Origin of the sequence: Streptomyces sp. NPDC002870 (assembly GCF_042888505.1) — a bacterium.
Lineage (GTDB): Bacteria > Actinomycetota > Actinomycetes > Streptomycetales > Streptomycetaceae > Streptomyces.
Map to the genome: position 1 here is coordinate 86,583 of NZ_JBIAPW010000010.1, position 21,156 is coordinate 107,738.

The window sequence follows — 21,156 nt, forward strand, 5'->3', positions numbered from 1 at the left end:
TCAGTCCGAATCCGATCGGCGCCGCCGTGAGCTGCGGAAAGCCACGACGACCGCTGCCACTCCCGCGAGGACCAGGCCGATCACGGCCTGCGGAATGCCGGGGCCGGCGTCGGCCGGGTCCGCCGGGCCGTCGGCCGCGAGGGCGGCCGAGCCGCCGCCACCCGCGCGAACCGGGGCGTAGGGCATCGAGTCGTCGGCCGGATCGGACGACTCGTCCTCGTACGCGTACGAGTCCTCCTTGTCCAAGTCGTCCTCGTACGAGTCCTCCGTGGGCTCGTACGACTTCTCCGTCGGACGGTCCTCCCGTTTGCTCGACTCGTCCGACCGCTCGGTCGGCTCGTCCCGCCCCTTGGTCGACTCGTCCGACCGCTTCGTCGACTCGTCCCGCCCCTTGGTCGACTCGTCCGACCGCTTGGTCGGCTCGTCCCGCCCCTTGGGGGGCTCGTCCGGCCGCTCCGACGGCTGGTTCGGGGCGAGCTGGACGACCTGGACCCGGGCCGATACCGGGTGCTCACGGCCGTCGCAGGTGACGCCGATGTCGTACGTGCCGGGCTTCACGGAGGCCTTCACGGTCGTCTCGCCGAACAGCTGGGTGCCCGCACCGTTGCGGCTCGCGAGCGCGGCGAGCGTGACGAACCCCTGGGACCTGGCGGCTCCGGTCATGCCCTGGCAACCGGAGACGAGGACCTCCACCTCGCCGCCGGGGACGACCTTGGCAGGGACGACCGTGACCCTCACGGAATCGGCGGCGTACGCGGCCGGGGCGGCAGGCGCCAGGACGAGTACGGCAGCCACCCCTGCGGTACGGAGAGTGATCCAACCTGAACGCATCGTGAACCTCCTGATACGCAAGATTCACGCGTCCGAGCCGTTTCCGCATCCGCAGGAGCGGCGCAGTAGTCCGATTGGGCGGCCGCTGACGTGCTCAGATGCGGTCGACGAGATCCGCGATCGAGTCGACGACGGTGGAGGGCCGGAAGGGGTACCGGTCGATGCCCTCGGGGCTGGTGAGGCCGGTGAGCACCAGGAAGGTCTCCATACCCGCTTCCAGTCCGGCCAGCACGTCGGTGTCCATCCGGTCGCCGATCATCGCGCTGGTCTCGGAGTGCGCGCCGATGGCGTTCAGCCCGGTCCGCATCATCAGCGGGTTCGGCTTGCCCGCGAAGTACGGTTCCTTGCCGGTCGCCTTGGTGATGAGCGCGGCGACCGAGCCGGTGGCGGGCAGCGGGCCCTCTGCGGAGGGGCCAGTCTCGTCGGGGTTGGTGCCGATGAACCGGGCCCCGGCGTTGATCAGCCGGATCGCCTTGGTGAGCGCCTCGAAGCTGTATGTACGGGTCTCGCCGAGCACCACATAGTCGGGGTCGTGGTCGGTCAGGACGTAGCCGATGTCGTGCAGGGCGGTGGTCAGACCCGCCTCACCGATGACGTACGCCGTGCCGCCGGGGCGCTGGTCGTCCAGGAACTGCGCGGTGGCCAGCGCCGAGGTCCAGATGTTCTCCACGGGCACGTCCAGGCCCATCCGGGCGAGCCGTGCGTGCAGGTCGCGCGCGGTGTAGATGGAGTTGTTGGTCAGCACCAGGAATGGCTTCCCGGTTTCCCGCAGCCTCTTGATGAAGGCGTCGGCGCCCGGGATCGGCACGCCCTCGTGGATCAGGACACCGTCCATGTCGGTGAGCCAGGATTCGATCGGCTTGCGCTCTGCCATCAGACGGACTCCTGCCGTACGCAGTGTGCTGGGGACGCCGGAGGCACGGCCCTGTGAGTCTCCGGCGTCCCCAGCCTAGTCAGACCGGCCTGATCTTGACCCCGTCGATGACCTGACGCACTCAGCTGCCCGTCGCGGACTTCCACGCGTCGACGTACGACTGAAGGTTGGTGTCGATGTCCCTCCAGTCCGGTTCGAAGACGTCGACGCCCTCGAGCAGCTTGGCGAGCTCGATGGCGTTGGCGTCGGTGGCCTTGACATCCGTACGGGCGGAGAAGCCGCCGCCCACCGCGCTGACCTGCTTCTGAGCCTTCTCGCTGAGCAGGTAGTCGAGCAGCTTCCTGCCGTTCTCGCTGTGCGGGGCCTTGTTCACGAGCCCGGCGGCGTACGGCAGCGCGAAGGTGGTGGGCTTGCCGCCGGCCTTCGCCGGGAACCAGATGGCGAGGTTCGGCATGGACTTGGACTGCGCGAAGTTCATCTGCACATCACCGTTGGCGACCAGGATTTCACCCTTGTCGACCTTGGGCGCGAGCTTGGAGGTGGAGGAGGACGGGCCGACGTTGTTGGCCTGGAGCTTCTTCAGATAGGCCATCGCCGGCTCCTTGCCGCCGAAGTCGTGCATGGCCTTGATGACGACGGCGGTGCCGTCGCCCGCGACGCCGGGCGTGGAGTACTGCAGCTTGTCCTTGTACTTCGCGTCCAGCAGCTCCTCCCAGGTCTTGGGAGCAGCCGTCAGCTCCTTCTTGTTGTAGATGAAGCCGAAGAAGTTGTTGACGACAGAGGTCCACTTGCCGTCACCGGACTTGTCCGCGCCGTTGACCTTGTCGGCGCCCTGGGGCTCGTACGACTGGAGCAGCCCCTTGGAGTCGGCCTGCTGGATGAAGGGCGGGAGGGTGACGATGACATCGGCCTGGGTGTTGGACTTCTCGCGGACGGCGCGCTGCACCATCTCTCCGGAGCCGCCCTCCACGTACTTGACCTTGATGCCGGTCTCCTTCTCGAAGTCCTTGAAGACCTGGTCGTACCAGCCGTCGCCGTTCTCCCCCTTGAGGCCGTCGGCGCTGTAGACGGTCACGACCTTCTCGTCGGAGGCAGTGGAGGAGCCGCCGCAGGCGGTGAGGGAAGCGGCGATGACGAGGCTGCCGGTGACGGCGGCGATCGGCTTGAGGTAGCTGGCCATGGCGTTGTGCACTCCTGAAGGTGATCAGCGGTAAGAGGCTTTGGTGCGGATACGGGACACGGCGAGGAGCACGAGCAGCGTCGTGCCCATCAGGACGACCGCGACGGCCGAGCCGGTGAACAAGGACCCGCGGTCGGTGGCGGTGAAGATCCGCACCGGCAGCGGCATCCAGTCGGGTGGGTAGAGCATCATCGTGGCGCTCAACTCGCCCATGGACAGGGCGAAGCAGAGTCCGGCGGCCGCGTTCAGGGACGGCAGCAGGAGCGGGAGCTTCACCCGGAACAGGACGTACGAGGGTCGGGCGCCGAGGCTCGCCGCCGCCTGCTCGTACATCGGGTCGAGTCGGACGATGGCGGCGGCGACGGACTGGTAGGCGAACGCCGTGACGAGAACGGTGTGCGCCAGGATCACGATCCAGCGGGTGCCGTTGAGCAGCATCGGCGGCTTGGAGAAGGCGACGAGGATCGCCAGGCCGACGACGACGGAGGGGACGGCGACGGGCAGCATGAACAGCGCGTCGATCGCGCGGCGGCCGCGTTTCTTGAGCGAGGCGGCGGCGAGGGCGGCCCAGCTGCCGACGGTGAGCGCGAGCAGGCTCGCGGTGACGGCGGTGATCAGGCTGGTGGTGAGGGCTTGCAGGGACTCGCCGCGTACCGCCGCGCTGTAGTGCTCGGCGGTCGGCCCGGAGGGGAAGGCGCCGGACCAGTTCGTCGAGAACGACGCGGTGACGATGACGAGGAGCGGCAGCGCGAAGAGCGGCAGGAAGAGGACGAGGAAGAGCGCCCAGACGGCCCATTTCCCCTTGCGGCTATGCACCAACACGGCGGCTCACCATCCGGTAGAGGCTGTAAAGACCCACGGAGATCGCGATGTTGACGACGGCGACGACGCAGGCGGCCGGGTAGTCGGACTCGAGGATCGCCTTGCCGTAGACGAGCATCGGCAGGGTGGTGACGCCCTTGGCCCCGGTGAACAGGACGATGCCGAACTCGTTGAGGCACATGACGAGGACGAGGCTGCCGCCGGCGGCGAGGGCGGGCAGCGCCTCGGGCAGGATCACCCGCCGCACGATCCGGGCGGGCCGTGCGCCGAGTGAGGAGGCGACCTCGATCTGGGCTGTGTCGAGCTGCGAGAAGGCGGCGAGGAGGGGGCGCATCACGAAGGGCGTGAAGTAGGTGATCTCCGCGAGGAGTACGCCCCAGGGGGTGGTGAGGAAGTGGAACGGGCCTTCGGCCGCGCCGGTGACGTCCGTCCATACGCCGTTGGCCATCCCGACGGTGCCGTAGACGAAGAGCAGCGCGAGCGTGATCAGGAAGGAGGGGAAGGAGAGGAAGACGTCGATGAACTTGGCGACGGCCTTGCCGCCGGGGAACGGCACGAAGGCGATGACCAGGGCGAGGGTGAACCCGAGGACGAGACACCCGACGGTGGACCCGACGGCGAGCCAGACGGTGGTGGTCAGGGCTTTCCGGAAGGCCTCTGAGGCGAAGACGTCGGCGTAGGCGCCGGGGGCGAGGGACTCCTGGACGACGAGCGCGAGCGGGTAGAGAAAGACGAGCCCGAGGACGGCGACGGGGGGAAGGACCCAGACGAAGCGCGGTACGGCCCGGGCACGCGTGCCGGCTTGCGCCCTGCCGCCGGGGGGCGATGCGCCCACGGCGGACGCGGACGTTCCGGCCCCCGGCCGGGTCGCGGCGGGCGCGGACGGCCCGGGCGTCGACGCCTCCGGGGGCTGCGGGCTGGCGGCAGAGGCCGACCGCGAGACACCGCTCGGGGCGGGCGCAGGCCGCGCTGGGGGCTGCGGACTGTCGACAGACGCCGCCGGCGAGACACCGCTCGGGGCGGGCACCGCCCCCTCCGGGGGCTGCGCGCCGCTGGCGAGCGCAGGCGCTCCGGCCCCCGGCCGGGTCGCGTCCGGCGCGGACGGCCGGGGCACCGACGTCTCCGCGCCCGCAGACGACCGCGAGGAAGAGCCCTCGGCGGGCCCGAGTCGGTCCGAGGTCGGTGTCGCGTCAGGCATCGGACACCCCCGCGCCCAGCAGCACCGCGTCCTCCGGTGCGAAGTGCACCGTCACTTCCGCGCCCAGGGACGGCGTCTCCCGCAGTTCGCGGACGTCCGCCTTCAGGCGGTGGCCGTCGACGTCCACGTACAGCCGGTGTGTGGAGCCCCGCCACTGGATCTCGGCGATCGTGCCGCGCAGGGCGTTCGGGCCGTCCCCGAGGCCGATCAGGTGCGGGCGTACGCACAGCGTCGCGCTCGCCCCGGGCGCGACCTCGGCCGTGGGGACCTTCAGGTCCGTCCCGGCGAAGGACACGGAACCCGAGCCGACCGTGACCGGGATGAGGTTCGCGTTGCCCACGAAGGACGCCGTGAATTCCGTACGCGGCCGCCGGTACAGCTCCTGCGGCGTACCGCAGTCCCGCAGCCGCGCCCTGTCCATCACCGCGATCCGGTCCGCCAGCGTCAGCGCCTCGACCTGGTCGTGCGTGACGTACAGGATCGAGACGTCCGGCAACTCCCGGTGCAGCCGTGCCAGTTCCGCCAGCATCCCGGAGCGCAGCTGCGCATCCAGCGCCGACAGCGGCTCGTCGAGCAGCAGCACGCCGGGCCTGATGGCGAGCGCCCGCGCGATCGCGACGCGCTGCTGCTGCCCGCCGGAGAGCTCGCGCGGATAGCGGCGCGCGTACGCCGCCATCCCCGTCATCTCGAGCGCTTCGGCGACCCGCCCCGGTATCTCGCGCTTCGGCGCCTTCTGCGCGCGGAGCCCGAACGCCACGTTCTCCTCGACCCGCATGTGCGGGAAGAGCGCGTACTGCTGGACCACCATCCCGATCCCCCGCCGGTGCGGCGGCAGCCCGGTCACGTCACGGTCGCCGATGAACACCCGCCCGGAGACGGGCTGCACAAAACCGGCGACGGCCCGCAGCGCGGTGGTCTTCCCCGATCCGGACGGCCCCAGCAGCGCCATCACCTCGCCCGGCTCGACGGTGAGGTCGAGGGAGTCCAGGACGACGCTCTTGCCGTACGCGACGGAGAGGTTCTCGAAGCGGATGCCGCTGTTCATCGGTCCGCCCCGGCCAGCAGCCCCGGCAATTCGGCGACGGAGCCCAGCACATGGGTCGCGCCGTGCGTCTGGAGCTGCTGCTTGTCGTGCGCGCCGGTGAGCACGCCCACGACGATGCCCGCTCCGGACCGTACGCCGCTGAGCATGTCGTACGAGGTGTCCCCCGCGACCGCGATCTGCTGGACGCCGTCCACCGCGCCGGTGCGCAGGAAGGCCGCGAGCACCATGTCGGGGTAGGGGCGGCCGCGCCCGCCGGCGTCGGCCGGGCAGAGGGTGAGGTCCGCCAGGTCCTGCCAGCCGAGCGCGCCGAGGATCGCGTCCTGGGTGGTGCGGGCGAAGCCGGTGGTCAGGACGACGGTACGGCCCTGGCCGCGCAGCTCCTCGACGGCTTCCCGCGCGCCGGGAATCGGCGCGATGCGCCCGCCGTCGACCAGCTCCCCGTACGCGTCCTCGAACGCGGCGTTCGCGGCCCGCGCCCTGGCTTCGTCGCCGAAGAGATGCCGGAAGACGGAGATCTTCGACTCGCCCATCGTGGCGCGGACGTAGTCGATCATCGAGGCGGGGTCCTCGCCCAGGCGCTCCGCCGCCGCCGCGAAGGCCTGCTCGACAAGTCCTCCGTCGGCGACGGTCGTTCCGGCCATGTCCAGGACGACAAGGTTCGCCCGGGTCGTCTTCATCGTCGTCATCCTCGTCAACTTCCTTACCAGCCCAGTTCGTTCGCGGTTGTCTCGGCGATGGCGGGCGAGCAGGTCATGCCGCGCCCGCCGGGCCCCGTCACCAGCCAGACGCCGTCGCGCACCTGCTGCCGGTGCACGACACGGCTCTTGTCGGTGCACTGCGCGTACACCCCGGCCCAGCGGCGGCGGATCTTCGGCAGCGGCCTGCCGAGGAAGGACTCGACGACCGCGGTGACGTGCTCGTACGGGTCCTCGAGGGTGTCGAAGGCGAAGGGGTGCTCGTACTCGTGGGTGTCGCCGATGGTCAGCCCGCCGTCGCTGCGCTGCACCATCAGCAGCTGCATCTTGTGCGCGGCGGCGGTCGGCACTTGGGGCTGCCCGGAGTTGAGGGCGTCCAGGGCCTCGCTCGCGTACGCCGGGTAGTAGCGGAAGCTGTCGGCGTCGGCGACGGAGGTGGTGAGCGGCTCGCCGAGCGGGTCGGTCTGCATCATCTGGAGGCGTACGCGGCGCACGGGGAGGTCGGGGGCGAGTTCGCGGACGAGGCCGGAGAGCGATGCGCCCGGGCAGAGGACGACGGCGTCGCCGGTGTGTACGTCGCCGTGATCGTCGCGGACGGATCCTTCACCGAGCACGTCGCGGACCTCGCGCCCGCCGAGGTAGGTGTACCGGCCGGACGCCAGCAAGGCCTGCTTCAGGGCGAGCTGGGCAGGGCGCGGCTCGACGGCGGCGTCCCGCTCGCACCAGAGCGCGGCGGTGAAGTCGCCGCGCAGGGCGGGGTTGATCCGCCGCGCCTCGGCGGCGGTGACGAGCTTGTAGCCGCGGGCGGCGGCATCGGGCCGGGCGACGGCGGCCTCGGCGACGGCCAGCTCCAGGTCGCCTCGTACGGGAGTGAGCGAGCCGATGGCCCGGAAGCCGAGCCCGGGAACGCGCGCCCCGATGGCCTCCCACAGCTCACGGGCGCGCAGCGCGGTCTCCAGCTCCTCGCCACCCGCGCGGCCGCTGACCCATATCTGGCCGAAATTGCGCAGACTCGCGCCTCGCGCCTCGCTCTCGCGCTCGATCTGAACGACCTGGTGGCCGCGCTCCACTGCGTGCCAGGCGTGCATGGTTCCCACCACGCCGGCTCCTACGACGATGACTCTCACGACGGCAACGCTCCTGGGGAGTGGTGGCCCGGACGAATCCGGACGGCAACGGGAGGGTGAACGGGCACCCAAGCTTGGACTAGACCCGTTACCTTCTCGTTATCGGCGTGATTCGTCCAGAGCGCGTCGCAGAGTTCGAGTGCAGGGGGACGCAGGGGGACGGGCCAGTCCGAACGGCAGTCCGAACGGCAGTCCCCCTACAGCGCCCGCCTCAGCGCCCGTTGCCCAGGTGCGCGGTGAAGCTGAAGCGGTCGCCGCGGAAGAGTGTGCGGACCCGTTCCAGCGGCTTGCCCGCCGTGTCCCGCGAAACGCGGTGGATCAGCAGCATCGGCAGCGCCGGCGGCGTGCCGATCAGCAGCGCCTCGCGCGGCGTCGCCAGCACCGTCTCGATCCGCTCGTCCGCGTCGCCGAAGGCGATCCCGAGCCGCTCGCGCAGATACGCGTAGAAGGACGAGTCGGGGTCGAAGTCCGCGTCCAGCCGTGGCGCCCGGGCCACGGATACGTACGTACTCTCCAGGCCGACGCGTTCGTCGTCCGCGAGCAGCACCCGCTCCATGTGCCACACCGGCTCCCCGCGCTCCGCGCCCGTCTCCGCGGCGAGCGCGTCGGAGCAGGGGAACCGGTCGAGGCTGATCAGCGCACGGCCCGGCCTGCGGCCCTGGCGGCGTACCCCCTCGGTGTAGCTGGCGAGCGACAGCGGCTGCTCCAGCTTGGGACCGGCGACGACCGTGCCGCGGCCCTGGCGGCGCAGCCGGCCCTCCAGCAGGAGTTCGCGCAGGGCCTGACGCACCGTCTCGCGGGAGACCTCGTACCGTACGGCGAGATCGCGCTCGGTGGGCAGCAGTCCCCCCTCGCCCAACTCCTCTATCAGGAGCGAGATATGGGCCTTGACGGCGTAGTACTTGGGGATGCGTCCATGCTCCGGAATGCCGGAGCGGACAGGGGCGCCGGGCGCCTGGTCGTTCGGGTAGTCCACCAGGTGATGTTCGCAGACCTACGTGAACGATCAGCGCCGGCCCGTACGCCGCCACCGGGACGCGAGCGCCAGGGCCCCGCTGCCCAGCAGGACCGCGCAGAAGGCCGCGCCGAGGAGGAGAAGGGAGCCAGTGCCGGTGCCGGTGGTGGCGAGCTCGTCGGGGGCGAGCTCGTCGGGGGCGACGCCGCTGTCGACGCGGGAGCCGTCGTCACCGAGGACGGCGAAGCGGTAGTCGCCGGACTCCCCGACCCAGTCGCCGTCGTCGCCCTGCCGCTGGACGACAGCGGCATTGACCGTGACCTGGTTGGGCGGGGCGTCGCCGGCGAGCCTGAGCCGGACCTTGGCGGTGACGGACTTGCGAGCCGGGACGGCGAAGCCGGGGAAAGCGCCGTCGCCGCCGAGTACGCCGACGATCTCGCCCTCGGCGGTCGTCTCCAGGGCGACGGGGCGCCAGAGGGCGGCGGCGTCGTCGTAGAACTCCAGGGTGATCCGGGCCGGGGTGAGACCGGGGCCGCTTCCGGTGAAGATGATCACTGGGTGGATGTTGCGGCAGGCCTCGGCGGTCGTGTTGGCGAGGTCGACGGACCACAGCGCGAAGCTGCCGCCGGCCTGGTGGACGGACGGGCCGCCGTGGACGCGGGTGTCGATGGGGAAGTCGGGGTCGGTGGCCTTGCCACAGGTGGGCTGCCGGTCGGCGGGGCGGCTTTCCAGCCGGGTGGGAAGGGGGGTGGCGGCGAGCACCTCGCCGGGCTTGTCCGTGGGCGGGGCCGGGGGTATGGCTTTGGGCGCGGCGATGACGTCGGCGACGGGGCGCGGAGCAACGAGAGCGGCCGGCATCGCGGTAACGCCAGTGAGCGACGCGTCGGCGGCGGGGTGCACGGTCAGGCCCCCGGTCATGGAGGCCGCCGCCGCCCCAGGGATCGCGGTGGTCGCGGTCGAGCCAGTGAGCGCCGTGCCGACCACAGGGCGCGGAGCCACGGGAGCCGCCGCCGCCCCAGTGATCGCGGCTGTCGCGGTCGAGCCTGTGAGCGCTGTGCCCGCCGCGGCGCGGGCGGCCGCGGGAGCCGCCGCCGTCACTGCCGTCACCGACGTCGCGGCCGTCGCGCTCACCGCGGTGAGCGCCGCGGGCGCGATGGTGGCCGCGGTGACGCCGACGGTGAGGGCATAGCGCAGTCGCATGAGGGGCCTTTGCTGATCGCCTACGGCCGGGGGATCGCCCGGCCGTGCCCCAAAAGCTTCCCCCCGCACGCGCATAGGGGCACCGGCTCCGGGTCTCCGTAGGGCCGAACAGCCGCGCAACTCCGCTCTATCAGCGTATTTTCACTCCGGCGGGTGACGCTTCGGCGCGGCCGAACACGGGCGCGAGCACCAGCTGCGCGGCGCCCTCCGCGACGACGTGCGCGCCGCCTTCGGCGAGGACCACAGGGATACGGACGCGCTCGCCGACCCCCCGTACGAACGGCTCGGCCGCCGCGGTCACGACCCGGCCGCCGAGCAGCACCCGATCGATGTCGAGCAGCTCGACGAGGTTCGCGGCGCCGATCCCGAGGACACCCGCGGCCCGCTCGAGGTCGCCGTGCCCGACCGCCGCGAGGCAGAGCGCCTCGATACAGCCGCGCCTGCCGCAGTTGCACTCGGGCCCGCCGAGCTGGATGACCTGATGCCCGAACTCCCCCGCTCCGGTGCGCGCGCCCCGGTAGAGCGCCCCGCCCAGTACGAGTCCCGCGCCCAGCCCCGTACCGAGATGGAGATACGCGAACGAGTCCCCGGGCCCACGCAGGGCGAGCCCGAGGGCGGCGGCGTTGGTGTCCTTGTCGAGTACGACGGGCAATCCGAGCCGCTCCGTGAGGGCGTCCCGGAGCGGGAACCCGTCCCATGCGGGAAACCCGGTGACGCGTTGGGGCACGCCGGCGGTGTGGTCGAGCGGCCCGGGCATGGCGACCCCGACACCGAGCACGCGCCCGGCCGCCGGGACCGCCGCGACCTCCGCCGTCACCGTCTTCAGGACCGTCTCCGCCCCCGCCCCCAGGTCGAGCGGTACCGTACGCGACGCGACCAGCGTGCCCGCCAGGTCCAGCAGGACCGTCGTCAGCTCGTCGCGGTCCAGGTGCACGCCCACCGCATGCCCCGCCGACTGGACCAGGCGCAGCAGCGTGCGCGGCTTGCCTCCGGTCGACGCGAGGCGGCCCGCCTCCGCCACCAGGCCCCCCTCGCGCAGGCGCGCGGTGATCTTGCTGACCCCCTGGGGAGTGAGCCCAGTGCCCTCTGCCAGTTCGAGGCGGCTGATGCCGCCCTCCCCGGCCGCCCGGAGCAGATCGAGCACCAGCGCCGCGTTATGACTGCGCAGCACGGGCAGATTCACTCCACCGGCGGTTTTGTTCACGCCCCCATTTTCCTCCGCGCTTGCAGTTTGGCAACACCGTTGCTTAAGTAGAACCATGACTGGTACCGACACCCGAAGCCGCATTCGCGTCGGACTCGTCGGCTACGGCCTGGCGGGCTCCGTCTTCCATGCCCCGCTGATCGCAGCCACTGAGGGCCTCGCCCTCGACACGATCGTCACCTCGAACCCGGAGCGCCGGGAGCAGGCCCGCGCCGAGTTCGGCGACGACATGCGCTTCGCCGCCTCGCCCGACAACCTGTGGAAGCGCGCGGGCGAGCTCGACCTCATCGTCATCGCCTCCCCGAACAAGACGCACGTCCCGCTCGCCACCGCCGCGCTCAAGGCCGGCCTCCCGGTCGTCGTGGACAAGCCGATCGCCGGCAGCGCCGCCGAGGCGCGTGAGCTCGCCGACCTCGCCGAGGAGCGCGGTCTGCTGCTCTCGGTCTTCCAGAACCGCCGCTGGGACAACGACTTCCTCACCCTCCAGCAGCTGATCGCGGAGGGCAGGCTCGGCGACGTACAGCGCTTCGAGTCCCGCTTCGAGCGCTGGCGTCCGCAGCTCAAGGGCGGCTGGCGCGAGTCCGGCGACCCGGAGGAGATCGGCGGTCTGCTGTACGACCTGGGCAGCCATGTCGTCGACCAGGCGCTGACCCTGTTCGGCCCGGTCGTGCGGGTCTACGCCGAGTCCGACGTACGCCGCCCGGGCGCCGAGACCGACGACGACACCTTCATCGCGCTCACACACGCGAACGGAGTGCGCTCCCACCTGCACGTGAGCGCTACGACCGCGCAGCTCGGCCCGCGCCTGCGGGTGCTGGGCTCTGCGGCCGGATACGTGAAGCACGGCCTGGACCCGCAGGAGGCCGACCTGCGCGAGGGCAAGCGCCCGACGCCGGGCAAGAGCTGGGGCGTCGAGCCCAAGTCGCTGTGGGGCCGGATCGGCGCGGGTGAGTCCCCGCTGACGGGCGACGGCACCCCGGTCGAGACGGTGCCGGGCGACTACCCGGCGTACTACGCGGGCATCGCGACGTCTCTGCGCGACGGTACGCCCCCGCCGGTCACCGCCCGCGAAGCGGCCGCCGCGCTGGACGTCCTGGAGGCCGCACGCCGCTCCGCCCGCGAGGGCATCACGGTGGAGGTCTCCGCATGACCGCGCCCACACCCGCGTCCACACCCGCGTCCACCCCCGCACCAGCGCCCGCGCCGCTCACCGTCGACGAGATGGTCGACCAGGAACGCAGGCTGACGGTGCGGCGGTTCACGAACGACGACGCCTGGGCGCTCGGCAGCATGCTGGTCGAGATGGCCTATCTGCGGCAGGCCCCGATCGCCATCGACATCCGCCGTGGCGCGCAGCAGCTCTTCCACTGCGCGCTGCCGGGGTCGAGCGCGGACAACGACGCGTGGATCGACCGCAAGCGCCGGGTCGTCGAGCGGTACGGCGAGAGCTCGTACCTGGTCGGCGCCCGCCACCGCGCGAAGGGCACAACGTTCGAGGACTCCTCGCGCCTCGACCCGAATCTGTACGCGGCCCACGGCGGATCGTTCCCGCTCTCGGTCGCCGGCGTGGGCGTCGTCGGCACGGTCACGGTCTCGGGCCTGCCCCAGGCGGAGGACCACGCGATGGTGGTCGAGGCGCTGGAGCGTTTCATCGCGACGTGACGGCGGCGGACGAGCTGCGGCTCGTTCACAGACCCACAGACCAGGGCCGCGGGGGCATCCCCCGTACCTCCGCGGCCCTTCCCCGACCCGCGGCTGCGGACTCCCCCGCCCGCAGCCGCGGGTTACCCCCTACGCGTCCTTACCTCCGCGCCCTTGCTTCCGCGCCCGTGCCTACGCGTCCTTGAGCTCCTGTCGCTGGCGGCCCAGAGCCTCGATCTCCAGCTCCACCACATCCCCGGCCCGCAGGAACGGCTTCGGCTCCGGCTGCCCCAGCGCCACCCCCGCCGGCGTCCCGGTGTTGATGACGTCCCCCGGGTACAGCGTCATGAACTGGCTGACGTACCGCACGACCTCCGCCACCGGGAAGATCTGGTCCGCGGTCGTACCGTTCTGCTTCAGCTCCCCGTTGACCCACAGCTTCAGGCTCAATGCCTGCGGGTCCGGGACCTCGTCCGCCGTCACCAGCCACGGGCCCAGCGGGTTGAACGTCTCGCAGTTCTTGCCCTTGTCCCAGGTGCCGCCGCGCTCGATCTGGAACTCACGCTCGGAGACGTCGTGCGCGACCGCGTACCCGGCGACGTACGACAGCGGGTCCTCGTCGTCCTCCACGTAGCGGGCCGTACGCCCGATCACGACCGCGAGCTCGACCTCCCAGTCGGTCTTGCGGCTGCGGCGCGGCACCAGCACGGTGTCGTTCGGCCCGACGACCGTGTCGGCGGCCTTGAAGAAGACGACCGGCTCGGCCGGGGCCTCGGCGCCCGTCTCGGCCGCGTGATCGTGGTAGTTCAGCCCGATGCACACGACCTTGCCGATCCGAGCGACCGGCGCTCCCGTACGCAGACCGCCGGCGTCCAGCACGGGCAGCTCGCCGGACTCGGCCGCCGCCCGTATCCGGGCGAGGGCGGACGCGTCGGCGAGCAGCTCCCCGTCGACGTCCGTGACAAGGCCCGACAGGTCGCGCAGGGTGGTCCCGTCCTGGTCCAGCAGGGCCGGTCGCTCGGCGCCCGGTGTGCCGACACGTAGCAGCTTCATGGTCTTTCTCCCCTGGTCGAGAGTGCGAACCCGGGCGACGGGTAGCGGCCATCGAGGGATCGGATGTTGGCTGATCCTCCAAGACGCCGGACCACTCCGCAAGACCCCGTTCACAACCTGGACCTTTACCCAGCGGTAGCAAGGGCGCCCGCCACCGGCATGTCCCGGTAGAGGAACGCCCGCTCGACCGCCGACCAAGTGGTGCTGGTGACGACGTAGAGCGCGGCCGCCAGCGGCACCCACGCCACGGTGAGGAGGGTCGCGAAGGAGAGCAGCGGCATGACCTTCGTCATCGCCCCCATGCCGGGCACCTGCTGGTCCATGGCCGCGCCCGCCATCTGCACCTTCGTACGCCGGTAGTTGTACGTCGCCACGGCTGCGACGATCACGAACAGCGCGACGTACACCAGTCCCGCGCCCCCGAAGACCCCGCCGTGCGCGAGCGCGTCGGTCCACCGGTCCCCGAGCGGCGCGGCGAAGAGAGTGTGCGCGAGCAGGCCGTTCGGCTCGCCGCCGATCTGCCCGCTCGAGAACAGGTGGTACATCAGGAAGAACGCCGGCACCTGCAGCAGGCTCGGCAGGCAGCCGGAGAAGGGCGAGACCTTCTCCTTCGCATGCAGCTCCATGAGCGCCTTCTGCATACGGTCCGGGTTCTTGGCGTGCTTCTTGCGCAGCTCGGCTATCTGAGGCGAAAGCCTCGCCTTGGCCTTCTGGCCCCGGGCGGCCGCCCGCGACAGGGGATGGACCGCCAGCCGTACGAGCGCGGTGAAGACGACGATCGCGGCGGCGGTGGCGGATGCGTGGAACAGCGGCTGGAGCAGGTCGGCGAGGTGCGCGACCAAGCTGGCGAAAACGGACATGGGAGAGCCCTCCGAGGGTCTCGTCTTGCCGGGATGAGGACATGACGGCATGACGACCCGCGAGGGGTGTTGTTCGAGGAGATGCCCCTACGCGGCCGTCGGGAGGGCACGACCGGGCGCTCGGGGCCTGGTCCGGCCCTTCGCGTCGGGATCGCGCTGCGGCAGGAAGGCGGTGCGCTGCTCCCGGTCGCGGATGGCGGTGCGAACCCGGGTGCGCGGCACGGCGGGTGCGCAGCGCGCGCTGATCACGGCGCAGACGACGAGCGCGGAACCGGCGGCGGCGGTGGCGGTCGCGGCGAGCGCGACCGCGGCGGTCAGGCTGCCGCCGTCGATGAGCAGGACCTCGAGGAGAAGCAACAGCAGCACGGCGGGACGTAGCAGCCGCGTCAAACGACCGACCATGATCCCCCCTCGCCTTCCTTCGCTGCTTTCCTCGCTGCTTCGAACCCTCAGCCTAGCGCGGGCTCATCGACTTCAGCTTCCCCCATACGACAAGCCGGTACTTGGAGCTGTACTCGGGCGTGCAGGTGGTGAGTGTGAGGTAGTACCCGGGCTCGCTGTACCCGGCGTCCGGCTTCACGATGCTCCGCGGCACGCGCGCAATCACTGCGGTGTCCCGGGGCGAGGTCTGCGACACCCCCTGGTCCACCACATACACATAGACCCCGTCGCGCGTCTCGACGTTGATCTCGTCGCCGCCACGCAGCCGGTTGATGTACCGGAAGGGCTCGCCGTGCGTATTGCGGTGCCCGGCGACGGCGAAGTTCCCCGCCTCGCCCGGCTGGGCGGTCTGTGGGTAATGCCCGATATACCCCTTGTCGAGGACGCCCTTCTTAGCGATGCCCTGCGCGACGGGGGCGACGACGCCGAGGCGGGGGATGCGGAGGACGGCGTACGCCTGATCCCAGCTGGGTGGGGTTCTCCGCGCGCCGGATTGATCACGGACGGGGGACGCGGCGGCTTCGCCCGGCACGGTCTCGTCGACGACGTCCCCCGTGTCCTGAGGAACGCCCTCCCCCCAATCCCCCCTGTCCCCCGTATCGTCGGCGGGGTCCTCCCACTCCCGCTCCAGGGCCTGGACCTTGTGTTCGGCGCCCTGGCGGGCCTGCCGGTTGGTCCACCACAGCTGATGCACGACGAGGAGGAGTACGACGACCCCGAGGGTGACCGCGATCTCGGCCCCGGCCCACAGCCCATGGGCGAGCGTGGCCCGCCGCCGCGAGCTGCGCCCTTGCACCACGACCGGTATCCGCTCCCGCTCCCGCACGGCGGCACGATAGGGGCTGCCCCATCAACTCACCAGCCCCATGACCTCGGACGTCGCCCGCGCCCTCATACGACTCCCGCGCGCTCCCAACCTCCTACGCCCTCCTACGATGGCGCCCCATGAGTCCCTTCTGGTTCCTGACCCTCGTGCCCTTCCTCGCAGGCCTGGCGATCTGCGCCGTACAAAGCACGAACTACATCCTGGCGGAGCTCGTACGCAGCACTGGCCGCAGCGCGCTGGGCACGGTGACGGGCCACATAGCCACGCGTGAGGCGTCGTACTCCACGGCCCATCCGGTCGTGCGCTGGACGACGGACGAGGGCACGGAGGTCGAGCACCCGCTGATCGACAACTCCGGCAGTCCCCACCGGCTCCCCGAGGGCTCGCGGGTCCGCGTCCTCTACACCCCGCACAACCCGCAGCACGCCCAGATCGACTCACCGTCCACCCGCTCGAACGCGCTCCTCACGCTGACTCTGGGTACGGCACTCTGGCTCGGATCCCTGGTGGCGGTACTCGTGAGAATCGGCTCATCCCTCTGAACCCCCGTACAGCAGTACGGTGTCCACCATGCGCCCCGACACGCCTGCTGATCACATCACCGAAGCCGAGCGCCTGCTGCGAACTGCGACGCAGTACCCCGAGGACCATGAGCCACTGCTCCTCCAAGCCGTGGCCCATCTGGAGCTGGCGGGCGACCGCGAACGCGCCTCGACCCTCTACGACCGCATGCTCGCGGCCGACCCCGAGCACCCCCTGCTGATCAAGGCCCTTCAGGCGGCGAACCTCTGGGAGTACGGCCACGAAGCCGAAGCCCGCGCCCTGATCAACGGCATCCGCACGGCGGCCCCACTGGACGCCGCGCCGTGGGAGATCATCGCCGAGACGCTGGAGTCCCACGACGAGCTCGAGGCGTCCCACGACTGCTTCACGACAGCGCTCACCCTTCTCCTCCCGGCGGGCGACGACGAGCCCGTCCCGTACAACATCCAGTCCCTCCTCACGGGCCGCCACCGCGTCCGCCGCCTGCTGGGCCTGCCCCACGACGAGTGGGACGCCCTGGCCGACCGGGGCCACGCGTCGAACATCTCCCTGGACGAACTCCACGACCCGAAGCGCCTCTGGGCCCTGGGCTCCAACAACCCGGCCGAACTACAGGCGGAAATCGCCCGCCTGCGCTCCGAACTGGGCTCGTACCGCTCGGCCCTGTCCCGCCCGTTCCCGGTGGCGGTCCTGCACTGGCCGGAGGACGAACTGACCGAACTGCTCGCGGCCTACCCCGAGTTGGAATCGGAATACCCGACCCAGAGGGCGCACCTTACGGACATCGAGGCCTCGCTGCGGGACCTGTCATCCACGGGCACGGAAAACCTGGGCATCGTGAGGGCGACGGTCCCGTCGTACGAGGCGTTCGCAGCCTCGGAACAGTCATCCCCGGCAAACGCGGACCTGCTCCCGCAGTACGCAACGACGCTGGCGGCAAGGGGCCGCGCGGTGGCGTGGCCGCCGGCAAAGGGGGCGGCTTGCTGGTGCGGGACGGGGAGGGTGTACCGGGATTGCCACGGGGGGCTGGTTCAGGGCTGAGGCCGCCAGGCTGGGATGCCTGCTGTCCTCCCAACCGGTCCCCCGCGGAGCCGGCTTAGATGACCCCGTGACAGATCTGACTGAAGATCACTCTCGCGGTGTCCACGACACCGAACTGGAGTTGGTAGCCGCCCATCTGGCCAGCCTCGACCATGACGGCCAGCGGTTTGCTGACGTCCTGCGAGCGACGCTCGACCAGCTACTGGACGGGCGCCGCAACGGACGCTACGAGTACCAAAAACTGCACAAAACCGAGAAGACCCACATGGGGACTCTCGTTGAAATCAACCTGCACAGAGAGTTCGAGTTCGACGACGGAGACGTGACCGACTACCGCATAGGTGGGGTCGAGGTGGACTGCAAGTTCTCCCAGCGCATCGGAGGCTGGGAGATGGGCCCAGAGATGGTTGGCCACCTATGCCTGGTAGTAACAGCTAGCGATCAGAACAGCTCGTGGCGGGCCGGGCTTGTCCGCGCCACCGAAATGCATCTTCGCTCCGTTCAGAACCGCGATGCTAAGCGAAGGCTCAATGAGGCTGGTGTAGCCGCCATTCGCTGGCTCTGGCCCGAGCACGGGAAACTTGCGCAAAACCTGCTGCTACACCTTGATCCCGAAACATGTAAGCGCATCATGGATGCGAAGGGTCGCAATCAGCGGCACGGTCAAGCCAGAATCTTCCAGCTCTTTAGAGAAGTCCAAGTCCAAGGGATCATTCTCCGGAGAACGATCATTGAGACTGTTGGTCACGGCCTCGACGATCCGATGAAGCGTGCCCGAGGCAACGGGGGCGCCCGCGACGCACTGCGGCCAGACGGAATTCTGGTTCTCGGCCATCAAGATAATGATCCTCTGGTGGCTCGGGCATTGGGTTTGCCAGTTCCCAAGAAGGGTGAGCTCGTTGCCGCCCGTGTTACACCAGCCCCGGCGATTCCAGACAAACGGCCCGCGGCTGAAGTCAATGGCACTTACTGGGTAGTTGCGAGGTCGGAAGATGAGCCGATTGCAGCGCCCGTCATTCCTCGGAAACGGGCTGAAGGTAACCTGTGAGGCAGGCTCTTGACTGGCCTACCTGAAACCGCCCTTTGCAGTGGGAAGCATCGCTAGGACTGAACAGTGACCGACCCATGGAATCCTCCAGCTGGCTCGTGGGCCTCATCCGCTGCCCGTCGCCGCAACATGCAAGCAATCCGCAGCCGGGACACTAAGCCGGAGCGGCTTCTTCGCCGCCTGCTTCACGCCCAGGGTTTGCGGTACCGCGTAGCCGCTAAGCCGCTCCCCGATCTGCGCCGGACGGCAGACATCGTCTTCGGGCCAACGAAGGTGGCCGTATTTATCGACGGCTGCTACTGGCACGGCTGCCCCGAGCACTACGTCCCACCGAAGACCAACCCTGGTTACTGGTCAGGCAAGGTCGCGGGCAACATGGCCCGCGACCGTGACACTGACCGCCGTCTCACTGAAGCCGGCTGGACGGTCCTGCGCTTCTGGGAGCACGAGTCACCCGACAAGTGCGCGAGCGCAGTCCTCCGCGTCGTCCTCGATCGTCGGCAGCGCCTGCTGGAGCGGAAGCTCAGGAGCGACGAGTGACGGGTCATCTTCCGGCTCGAAGCCCGGGCTTGGGTCTTCGCGCAGTGGCCCGGTGCGAGCCAGCGCCTCCTTGATGCATTCGCCGACCGCAGCCGCGACAGGCGGTGGGAACGCGTTGCCGACCTGCCTGTAACGAGCGGTCTTACCGCCGCCAGTGAACTTCCACTCTTCAGGGAAGCCCTGGATGAGAGCAGCCTGTTCAACAGTGAGCTTTGGCCCTCTCTTCAGGGTGCCGAGGTCACGATCAGGGTCGATCATCTTGTCCTCGTCGTTGGCCACGCCCATAGCATCGACGCCGAGCGCAGCCCATGCCTTCTTTGCCCTCGTGGGACCAAGATCCGCGCCACCGTGCTTTTTGGATCCACCGACGAGCGTGGGAGCGACTGTGCCAAGTTCCGCCTGGCTATGCCACTTCCTGAAACGCGCAGAGTCTTCGCCAAGCCTCCGCTTCATGGAGGGCGTCAGCGTCTCCGCTACTGTCACGATCTTTCCCTGCGGCTCCGGCCAGTCAAAGCCCCGGTATTCGTCCTCGCGGATTGCGACCAGGATGGCCCGCGGCCGGAGCTGAGGCACGCCAAAGTCACGAGCTTCCAAGACCCGCCAACCGCAGATGACATAGCCAGCCTTGCGCAGCCGGTTTTTGATGTGGTTGCGGTAGTAGCGGAACTTACGCTCTGGCTCAACCAGCCCTCGCACGTTCTCGATCATGACCGCACGCGGCTGGAGCTGCTCCACAAGGGCGAGCATCCTGGGGAACAGATCACGATCGTCCTCACGGCCGAGCTGCTTCCCTGCCGCCGAGAACGGTGGGCAGGGTACGCCACCAGCGAGGAGATCAAGTTGTCCCGGCTTGATCAGCTCCACTTCATCAGACGTGGCACGTTTGCCCTCGCCGTAGGCGTCGGGAGCGGGCACTTCCTCGAGCGGGTGGAACTCCTTCACGTCGGCCTCACGGATCAAGCAATGATCCCTCTCCCAGCGCCACTTGGGATGATTCTTGATGTTCTCCCTCAGCGTCTCCGCGGCATGCTTGTCGATCTCAACCAGCGCAAGGTGCCGGAAGCCAGCCTGGTGAAGCCCTACAGCTTGGCCACCGGCACCCGCGCAGATCTCAATCGAGGTCAGCTTGTGGTCGGTGGTACCCATCGGCTCCTCCTGGGGCGGTGATGACAGACACGCAAGTGTCGCATCCCGCACCGACAGGAACCACGAGACCAGCCGTAAGCCACAGGGGACGCTCAGCTCCTCATGAGTGCTTCCAGGTCCTTCTCGAGCTCCTCACGCACAGCAGCCGGGAGCTGCCGGTACATTCCCCACGCCTTCTCCGCTGGGCTCAGAGGACGATGGTCGACCTTCATCCATGCCAGCAGGTCGCGCTTGCCACGTAGCGGGAGCTCCTTCATCCGGTCCCAGACCTGCTCCTTGGTCATCTGCACACCAGTGAGGTGTTTCACTGTCTCGTTGCAGCGGGCGCACTCCGTGATCAGGTCTTCGGCATTCGCCCCATTGCCCGACTTGTGCGGATTGACGTGGCCGAGCGTAAGACGCGCATGGACCCCCGGATCGTCGGCGTACTCCTCGCCTGCGGCGACTCCGCAGCGACGGCACATGTGGCCGTCGCGTTCGTACACGAAGCGCCTCGCCTTCGCGCTGATCTGGCGCAGACCGGCAGCGCGGTGTTCCGCCTCCCAGATCGGCAGCCCGATCTTCTCCAGATACAGCTGGTCCGGCTGAAGGCTGGGCTTGTCGCGATACGTGAGGATCACCCAGCCCGCGGGACGCAGATCCCGCATACGACGGTCAACCTGCTCGGTCCCCCTGACCGCCTCCCGGATTCGGGCCTTGGAGAACGTTCCCCCTTCGCCAACCTCGTCACGCAGCCATAGTGCGACTCGGACGCGGGCCCCGAGTGACTCGTTCTGCCAGCTCAGCCCCATGTCGACCACGGTTCCACCAATCGCTCAAACATCCGAATGCTAGCCCCTTCGAGGGAGCACAGTAGCTTGCCGCCACTTGCCGCGGCAAGTGGCGG

At 69.8% G+C, this 21,156-nt stretch carries 23 protein-coding genes; 6 read left to right on the plus strand and 17 right to left on the minus strand.

What is annotated here, in order from left to right; translation table 11 throughout:
• The 11 genes from ACFYWY_RS15085 to ACFYWY_RS15135 all read right to left on the minus strand — a co-directional run bounded on the left by ACFYWY_RS15085 (position 1) and on the right by ACFYWY_RS15135 (position 11,131).
• Complete coding sequence (locus ACFYWY_RS15085; RefSeq protein WP_389185352.1) at positions 1-831, minus strand: hypothetical protein; 831 nt, start codon at positions 829-831, stop codon at positions 1-3.
• Positions 832-925: 94 nt separating this feature from the next.
• Positions 926-1,705 (minus strand): HAD-IIA family hydrolase, encoded by a 780-nt coding sequence (locus ACFYWY_RS15090; protein WP_389185355.1) that lies wholly within the window; start codon positions 1,703-1,705, stop codon positions 926-928.
• A gap of 121 nt (positions 1,706-1,826) precedes the next feature.
• A complete protein-coding gene (locus ACFYWY_RS15095; protein ID WP_389185358.1) occupies positions 1,827-2,885 on the minus strand; it encodes a 2-aminoethylphosphonate ABC transporter substrate-binding protein in 1,059 nt (352 codons plus the stop codon).
• Positions 2,886-2,909: 24 nt separating this feature from the next.
• Entirely contained in the window at positions 2,910-3,707 is a 798-nt protein-coding gene (locus ACFYWY_RS15100) for an ABC transporter permease (protein WP_389185360.1), read from the minus strand.
• The gene (locus ACFYWY_RS15105; protein WP_389185363.1) at positions 3,694-4,542 is read right to left on the minus strand and encodes a 2-aminoethylphosphonate ABC transporter permease subunit; all 849 of its coding nucleotides are present in this window, start codon (positions 4,540-4,542) and stop codon (positions 3,694-3,696) included. The genes ACFYWY_RS15100 and ACFYWY_RS15105 overlap by 14 nt, the downstream gene beginning before the upstream one ends.
• 355 nt (positions 4,543-4,897) lie before the next feature.
• Positions 4,898-5,950, minus strand: a complete 1,053-nt coding sequence (locus ACFYWY_RS15110) for an ABC transporter ATP-binding protein (RefSeq protein WP_389185366.1) — start codon at positions 5,948-5,950, stop codon at positions 4,898-4,900.
• Positions 5,947-6,636 carry a phosphonatase-like hydrolase gene (locus ACFYWY_RS15115; protein ID WP_389185369.1) on the minus strand — a complete coding sequence of 230 codons (690 nt, stop codon included), beginning with the start codon at positions 6,634-6,636 and terminating at the stop codon, positions 5,947-5,949. Before ACFYWY_RS15115 ends, ACFYWY_RS15110 begins: the two co-directional genes overlap by 4 nt.
• 14 nt (positions 6,637-6,650) lie before the next feature.
• Positions 6,651-7,772 carry a TIGR03364 family FAD-dependent oxidoreductase gene (locus tag ACFYWY_RS15120; RefSeq protein ID WP_389185372.1) on the minus strand — a complete coding sequence of 374 codons (1,122 nt, stop codon included), beginning with the start codon at positions 7,770-7,772 and terminating at the stop codon, positions 6,651-6,653.
• A 211-nt stretch (positions 7,773-7,983) separates the two neighbouring features.
• On the minus strand, positions 7,984-8,748 hold the full coding sequence (locus ACFYWY_RS15125) for a GntR family transcriptional regulator (protein WP_389185375.1): 765 nt from the start codon (positions 8,746-8,748) through the stop codon (positions 7,984-7,986).
• 30 nt (positions 8,749-8,778) lie between these two features.
• Positions 8,779-9,927 carry a hypothetical protein gene (locus ACFYWY_RS15130; RefSeq protein WP_389185378.1) on the minus strand — a complete coding sequence of 383 codons (1,149 nt, stop codon included), beginning with the start codon at positions 9,925-9,927 and terminating at the stop codon, positions 8,779-8,781.
• A gap of 130 nt (positions 9,928-10,057) precedes the next feature.
• Positions 10,058-11,131: an ROK family protein gene (locus tag ACFYWY_RS15135; protein ID WP_389185380.1), complete on the minus strand. Its 1,074-nt coding sequence runs from the start codon at positions 11,129-11,131 to the stop codon at positions 10,058-10,060.
• Positions 11,132-11,186: 55 nt separating this feature from the next.
• On the opposite strand from ACFYWY_RS15135, the gene ACFYWY_RS15140 reads away from it, so the two are divergent.
• Both ACFYWY_RS15140 and ACFYWY_RS15145 read left to right on the plus strand, forming a co-directional pair.
• Positions 11,187-12,281: a Gfo/Idh/MocA family oxidoreductase gene (locus ACFYWY_RS15140; RefSeq protein WP_389185383.1), complete on the plus strand. Its 1,095-nt coding sequence runs from the start codon at positions 11,187-11,189 to the stop codon at positions 12,279-12,281.
• 71 nt (positions 12,282-12,352) lie between these two features.
• On the plus strand, positions 12,353-12,793 hold the full coding sequence (locus ACFYWY_RS15145) for a heme-degrading domain-containing protein (protein WP_389185769.1): 441 nt from the start codon (positions 12,353-12,355) through the stop codon (positions 12,791-12,793).
• Positions 12,794-12,964: 171 nt separating this feature from the next.
• Here the strand turns inward: ACFYWY_RS15145 and ACFYWY_RS15150 are convergent, their stop codons facing one another.
• The 4 genes from ACFYWY_RS15150 to ACFYWY_RS15165 all read right to left on the minus strand — a co-directional run bounded on the left by ACFYWY_RS15150 (position 12,965) and on the right by ACFYWY_RS15165 (position 15,952).
• On the minus strand, positions 12,965-13,825 hold the full coding sequence (locus ACFYWY_RS15150; protein WP_389185386.1) for a fumarylacetoacetate hydrolase family protein: 861 nt from the start codon (positions 13,823-13,825) through the stop codon (positions 12,965-12,967).
• A 125-nt stretch (positions 13,826-13,950) separates the two neighbouring features.
• Positions 13,951-14,685 carry a YidC/Oxa1 family membrane protein insertase gene (locus ACFYWY_RS15155; protein ID WP_389185389.1) on the minus strand — a complete coding sequence of 245 codons (735 nt, stop codon included), beginning with the start codon at positions 14,683-14,685 and terminating at the stop codon, positions 13,951-13,953.
• 87 nt (positions 14,686-14,772) lie between these two features.
• Positions 14,773-15,087 (minus strand): DUF6412 domain-containing protein, encoded by a 315-nt coding sequence (locus ACFYWY_RS15160; RefSeq protein ID WP_389185392.1) that lies wholly within the window; start codon positions 15,085-15,087, stop codon positions 14,773-14,775.
• 52 nt (positions 15,088-15,139) lie between these two features.
• A complete protein-coding gene (locus tag ACFYWY_RS15165) occupies positions 15,140-15,952 on the minus strand; it encodes a class E sortase (protein ID WP_389185395.1) in 813 nt (270 codons plus the stop codon).
• Between the two features lie 119 nt (positions 15,953-16,071).
• Here ACFYWY_RS15165 and ACFYWY_RS15170 point away from each other — a divergent pair, with 119 nt between their 5' ends.
• The 4 genes from ACFYWY_RS15170 (at position 16,072) to ACFYWY_RS15185 (ending at position 19,124) form a co-directional block, all read left to right on the plus strand.
• Complete coding sequence (locus ACFYWY_RS15170) at positions 16,072-16,494, plus strand: DUF3592 domain-containing protein (protein WP_389185398.1); 423 nt, start codon at positions 16,072-16,074, stop codon at positions 16,492-16,494.
• Positions 16,495-16,522: 28 nt separating this feature from the next.
• Positions 16,523-17,536 (plus strand): SEC-C metal-binding domain-containing protein, encoded by a 1,014-nt coding sequence (locus ACFYWY_RS15175; RefSeq protein WP_389185401.1) that lies wholly within the window; start codon positions 16,523-16,525, stop codon positions 17,534-17,536.
• A 67-nt stretch (positions 17,537-17,603) separates the two neighbouring features.
• Positions 17,604-18,584: a NaeI family type II restriction endonuclease gene (locus tag ACFYWY_RS15180; RefSeq protein WP_389185404.1), complete on the plus strand. Its 981-nt coding sequence runs from the start codon at positions 17,604-17,606 to the stop codon at positions 18,582-18,584.
• A gap of 66 nt (positions 18,585-18,650) precedes the next feature.
• Positions 18,651-19,124, plus strand: a complete 474-nt coding sequence (locus ACFYWY_RS15185) for a very short patch repair endonuclease (protein WP_389185407.1) — start codon at positions 18,651-18,653, stop codon at positions 19,122-19,124.
• On the opposite strand, the gene ACFYWY_RS15190 is transcribed toward ACFYWY_RS15185, so the two are convergent.
• Both ACFYWY_RS15190 and ACFYWY_RS15195 read right to left on the minus strand, forming a co-directional pair.
• On the minus strand, positions 19,035-20,270 hold the full coding sequence (locus tag ACFYWY_RS15190) for a DNA cytosine methyltransferase (protein WP_389185410.1): 1,236 nt from the start codon (positions 20,268-20,270) through the stop codon (positions 19,035-19,037). The genes ACFYWY_RS15185 and ACFYWY_RS15190 overlap by 90 nt on opposite strands.
• 92 nt (positions 20,271-20,362) lie before the next feature.
• Entirely contained in the window at positions 20,363-20,917 is a 555-nt protein-coding gene (locus ACFYWY_RS15195; RefSeq protein WP_389185413.1) for an HNH endonuclease, read from the minus strand.
• Positions 20,918-21,156: the final 239 nt, after the last annotated feature.

Bases quoted from the DNA above. Each gene is read 5' to 3' on its own strand.
- ACFYWY_RS15085 (WP_389185352.1), bottom strand. From the start codon at position 831: ATGCGTTCAGGTTGGATCACTCTCCGTACCGCAGGGGTGGCTGCCGTA.
- ACFYWY_RS15090 (WP_389185355.1), bottom strand. From the start codon at position 1,705: ATGGCAGAGCGCAAGCCGATCGAATCCTGGCTCACCGACATGGACGGT.
- ACFYWY_RS15095 (WP_389185358.1), bottom strand. From the start codon at position 2,885: ATGGCCAGCTACCTCAAGCCGATCGCCGCCGTCACCGGCAGCCTCGTC.
- ACFYWY_RS15110 (WP_389185366.1), bottom strand. From the start codon at position 5,950: ATGAACAGCGGCATCCGCTTCGAGAACCTCTCCGTCGCGTACGGCAAG.
- ACFYWY_RS15115 (WP_389185369.1), bottom strand. From the start codon at position 6,636: ATGACGACGATGAAGACGACCCGGGCGAACCTTGTCGTCCTGGACATG.
- ACFYWY_RS15130 (WP_389185378.1), bottom strand. From the start codon at position 9,927: ATGCGACTGCGCTATGCCCTCACCGTCGGCGTCACCGCGGCCACCATC.
- ACFYWY_RS15140 (WP_389185383.1), top strand. From the start codon at position 11,187: ATGACTGGTACCGACACCCGAAGCCGCATTCGCGTCGGACTCGTCGGC.
- ACFYWY_RS15145 (WP_389185769.1), top strand. From the start codon at position 12,353: ATGGTCGACCAGGAACGCAGGCTGACGGTGCGGCGGTTCACGAACGAC.
- ACFYWY_RS15150 (WP_389185386.1), bottom strand. From the start codon at position 13,825: ATGAAGCTGCTACGTGTCGGCACACCGGGCGCCGAGCGACCGGCCCTG.
- ACFYWY_RS15155 (WP_389185389.1), bottom strand. From the start codon at position 14,685: ATGTCCGTTTTCGCCAGCTTGGTCGCGCACCTCGCCGACCTGCTCCAG.
- ACFYWY_RS15160 (WP_389185392.1), bottom strand. From the start codon at position 15,087: ATGGTCGGTCGTTTGACGCGGCTGCTACGTCCCGCCGTGCTGCTGTTG.
- ACFYWY_RS15170 (WP_389185398.1), top strand. From the start codon at position 16,072: ATGAGTCCCTTCTGGTTCCTGACCCTCGTGCCCTTCCTCGCAGGCCTG.
- ACFYWY_RS15175 (WP_389185401.1), top strand. From the start codon at position 16,523: ATGCGCCCCGACACGCCTGCTGATCACATCACCGAAGCCGAGCGCCTG.
- ACFYWY_RS15190 (WP_389185410.1), bottom strand. From the start codon at position 20,270: ATGGGTACCACCGACCACAAGCTGACCTCGATTGAGATCTGCGCGGGT.
- ACFYWY_RS15195 (WP_389185413.1), bottom strand. From the start codon at position 20,917: ATGCGGGATCTGCGTCCCGCGGGCTGGGTGATCCTCACGTATCGCGAC.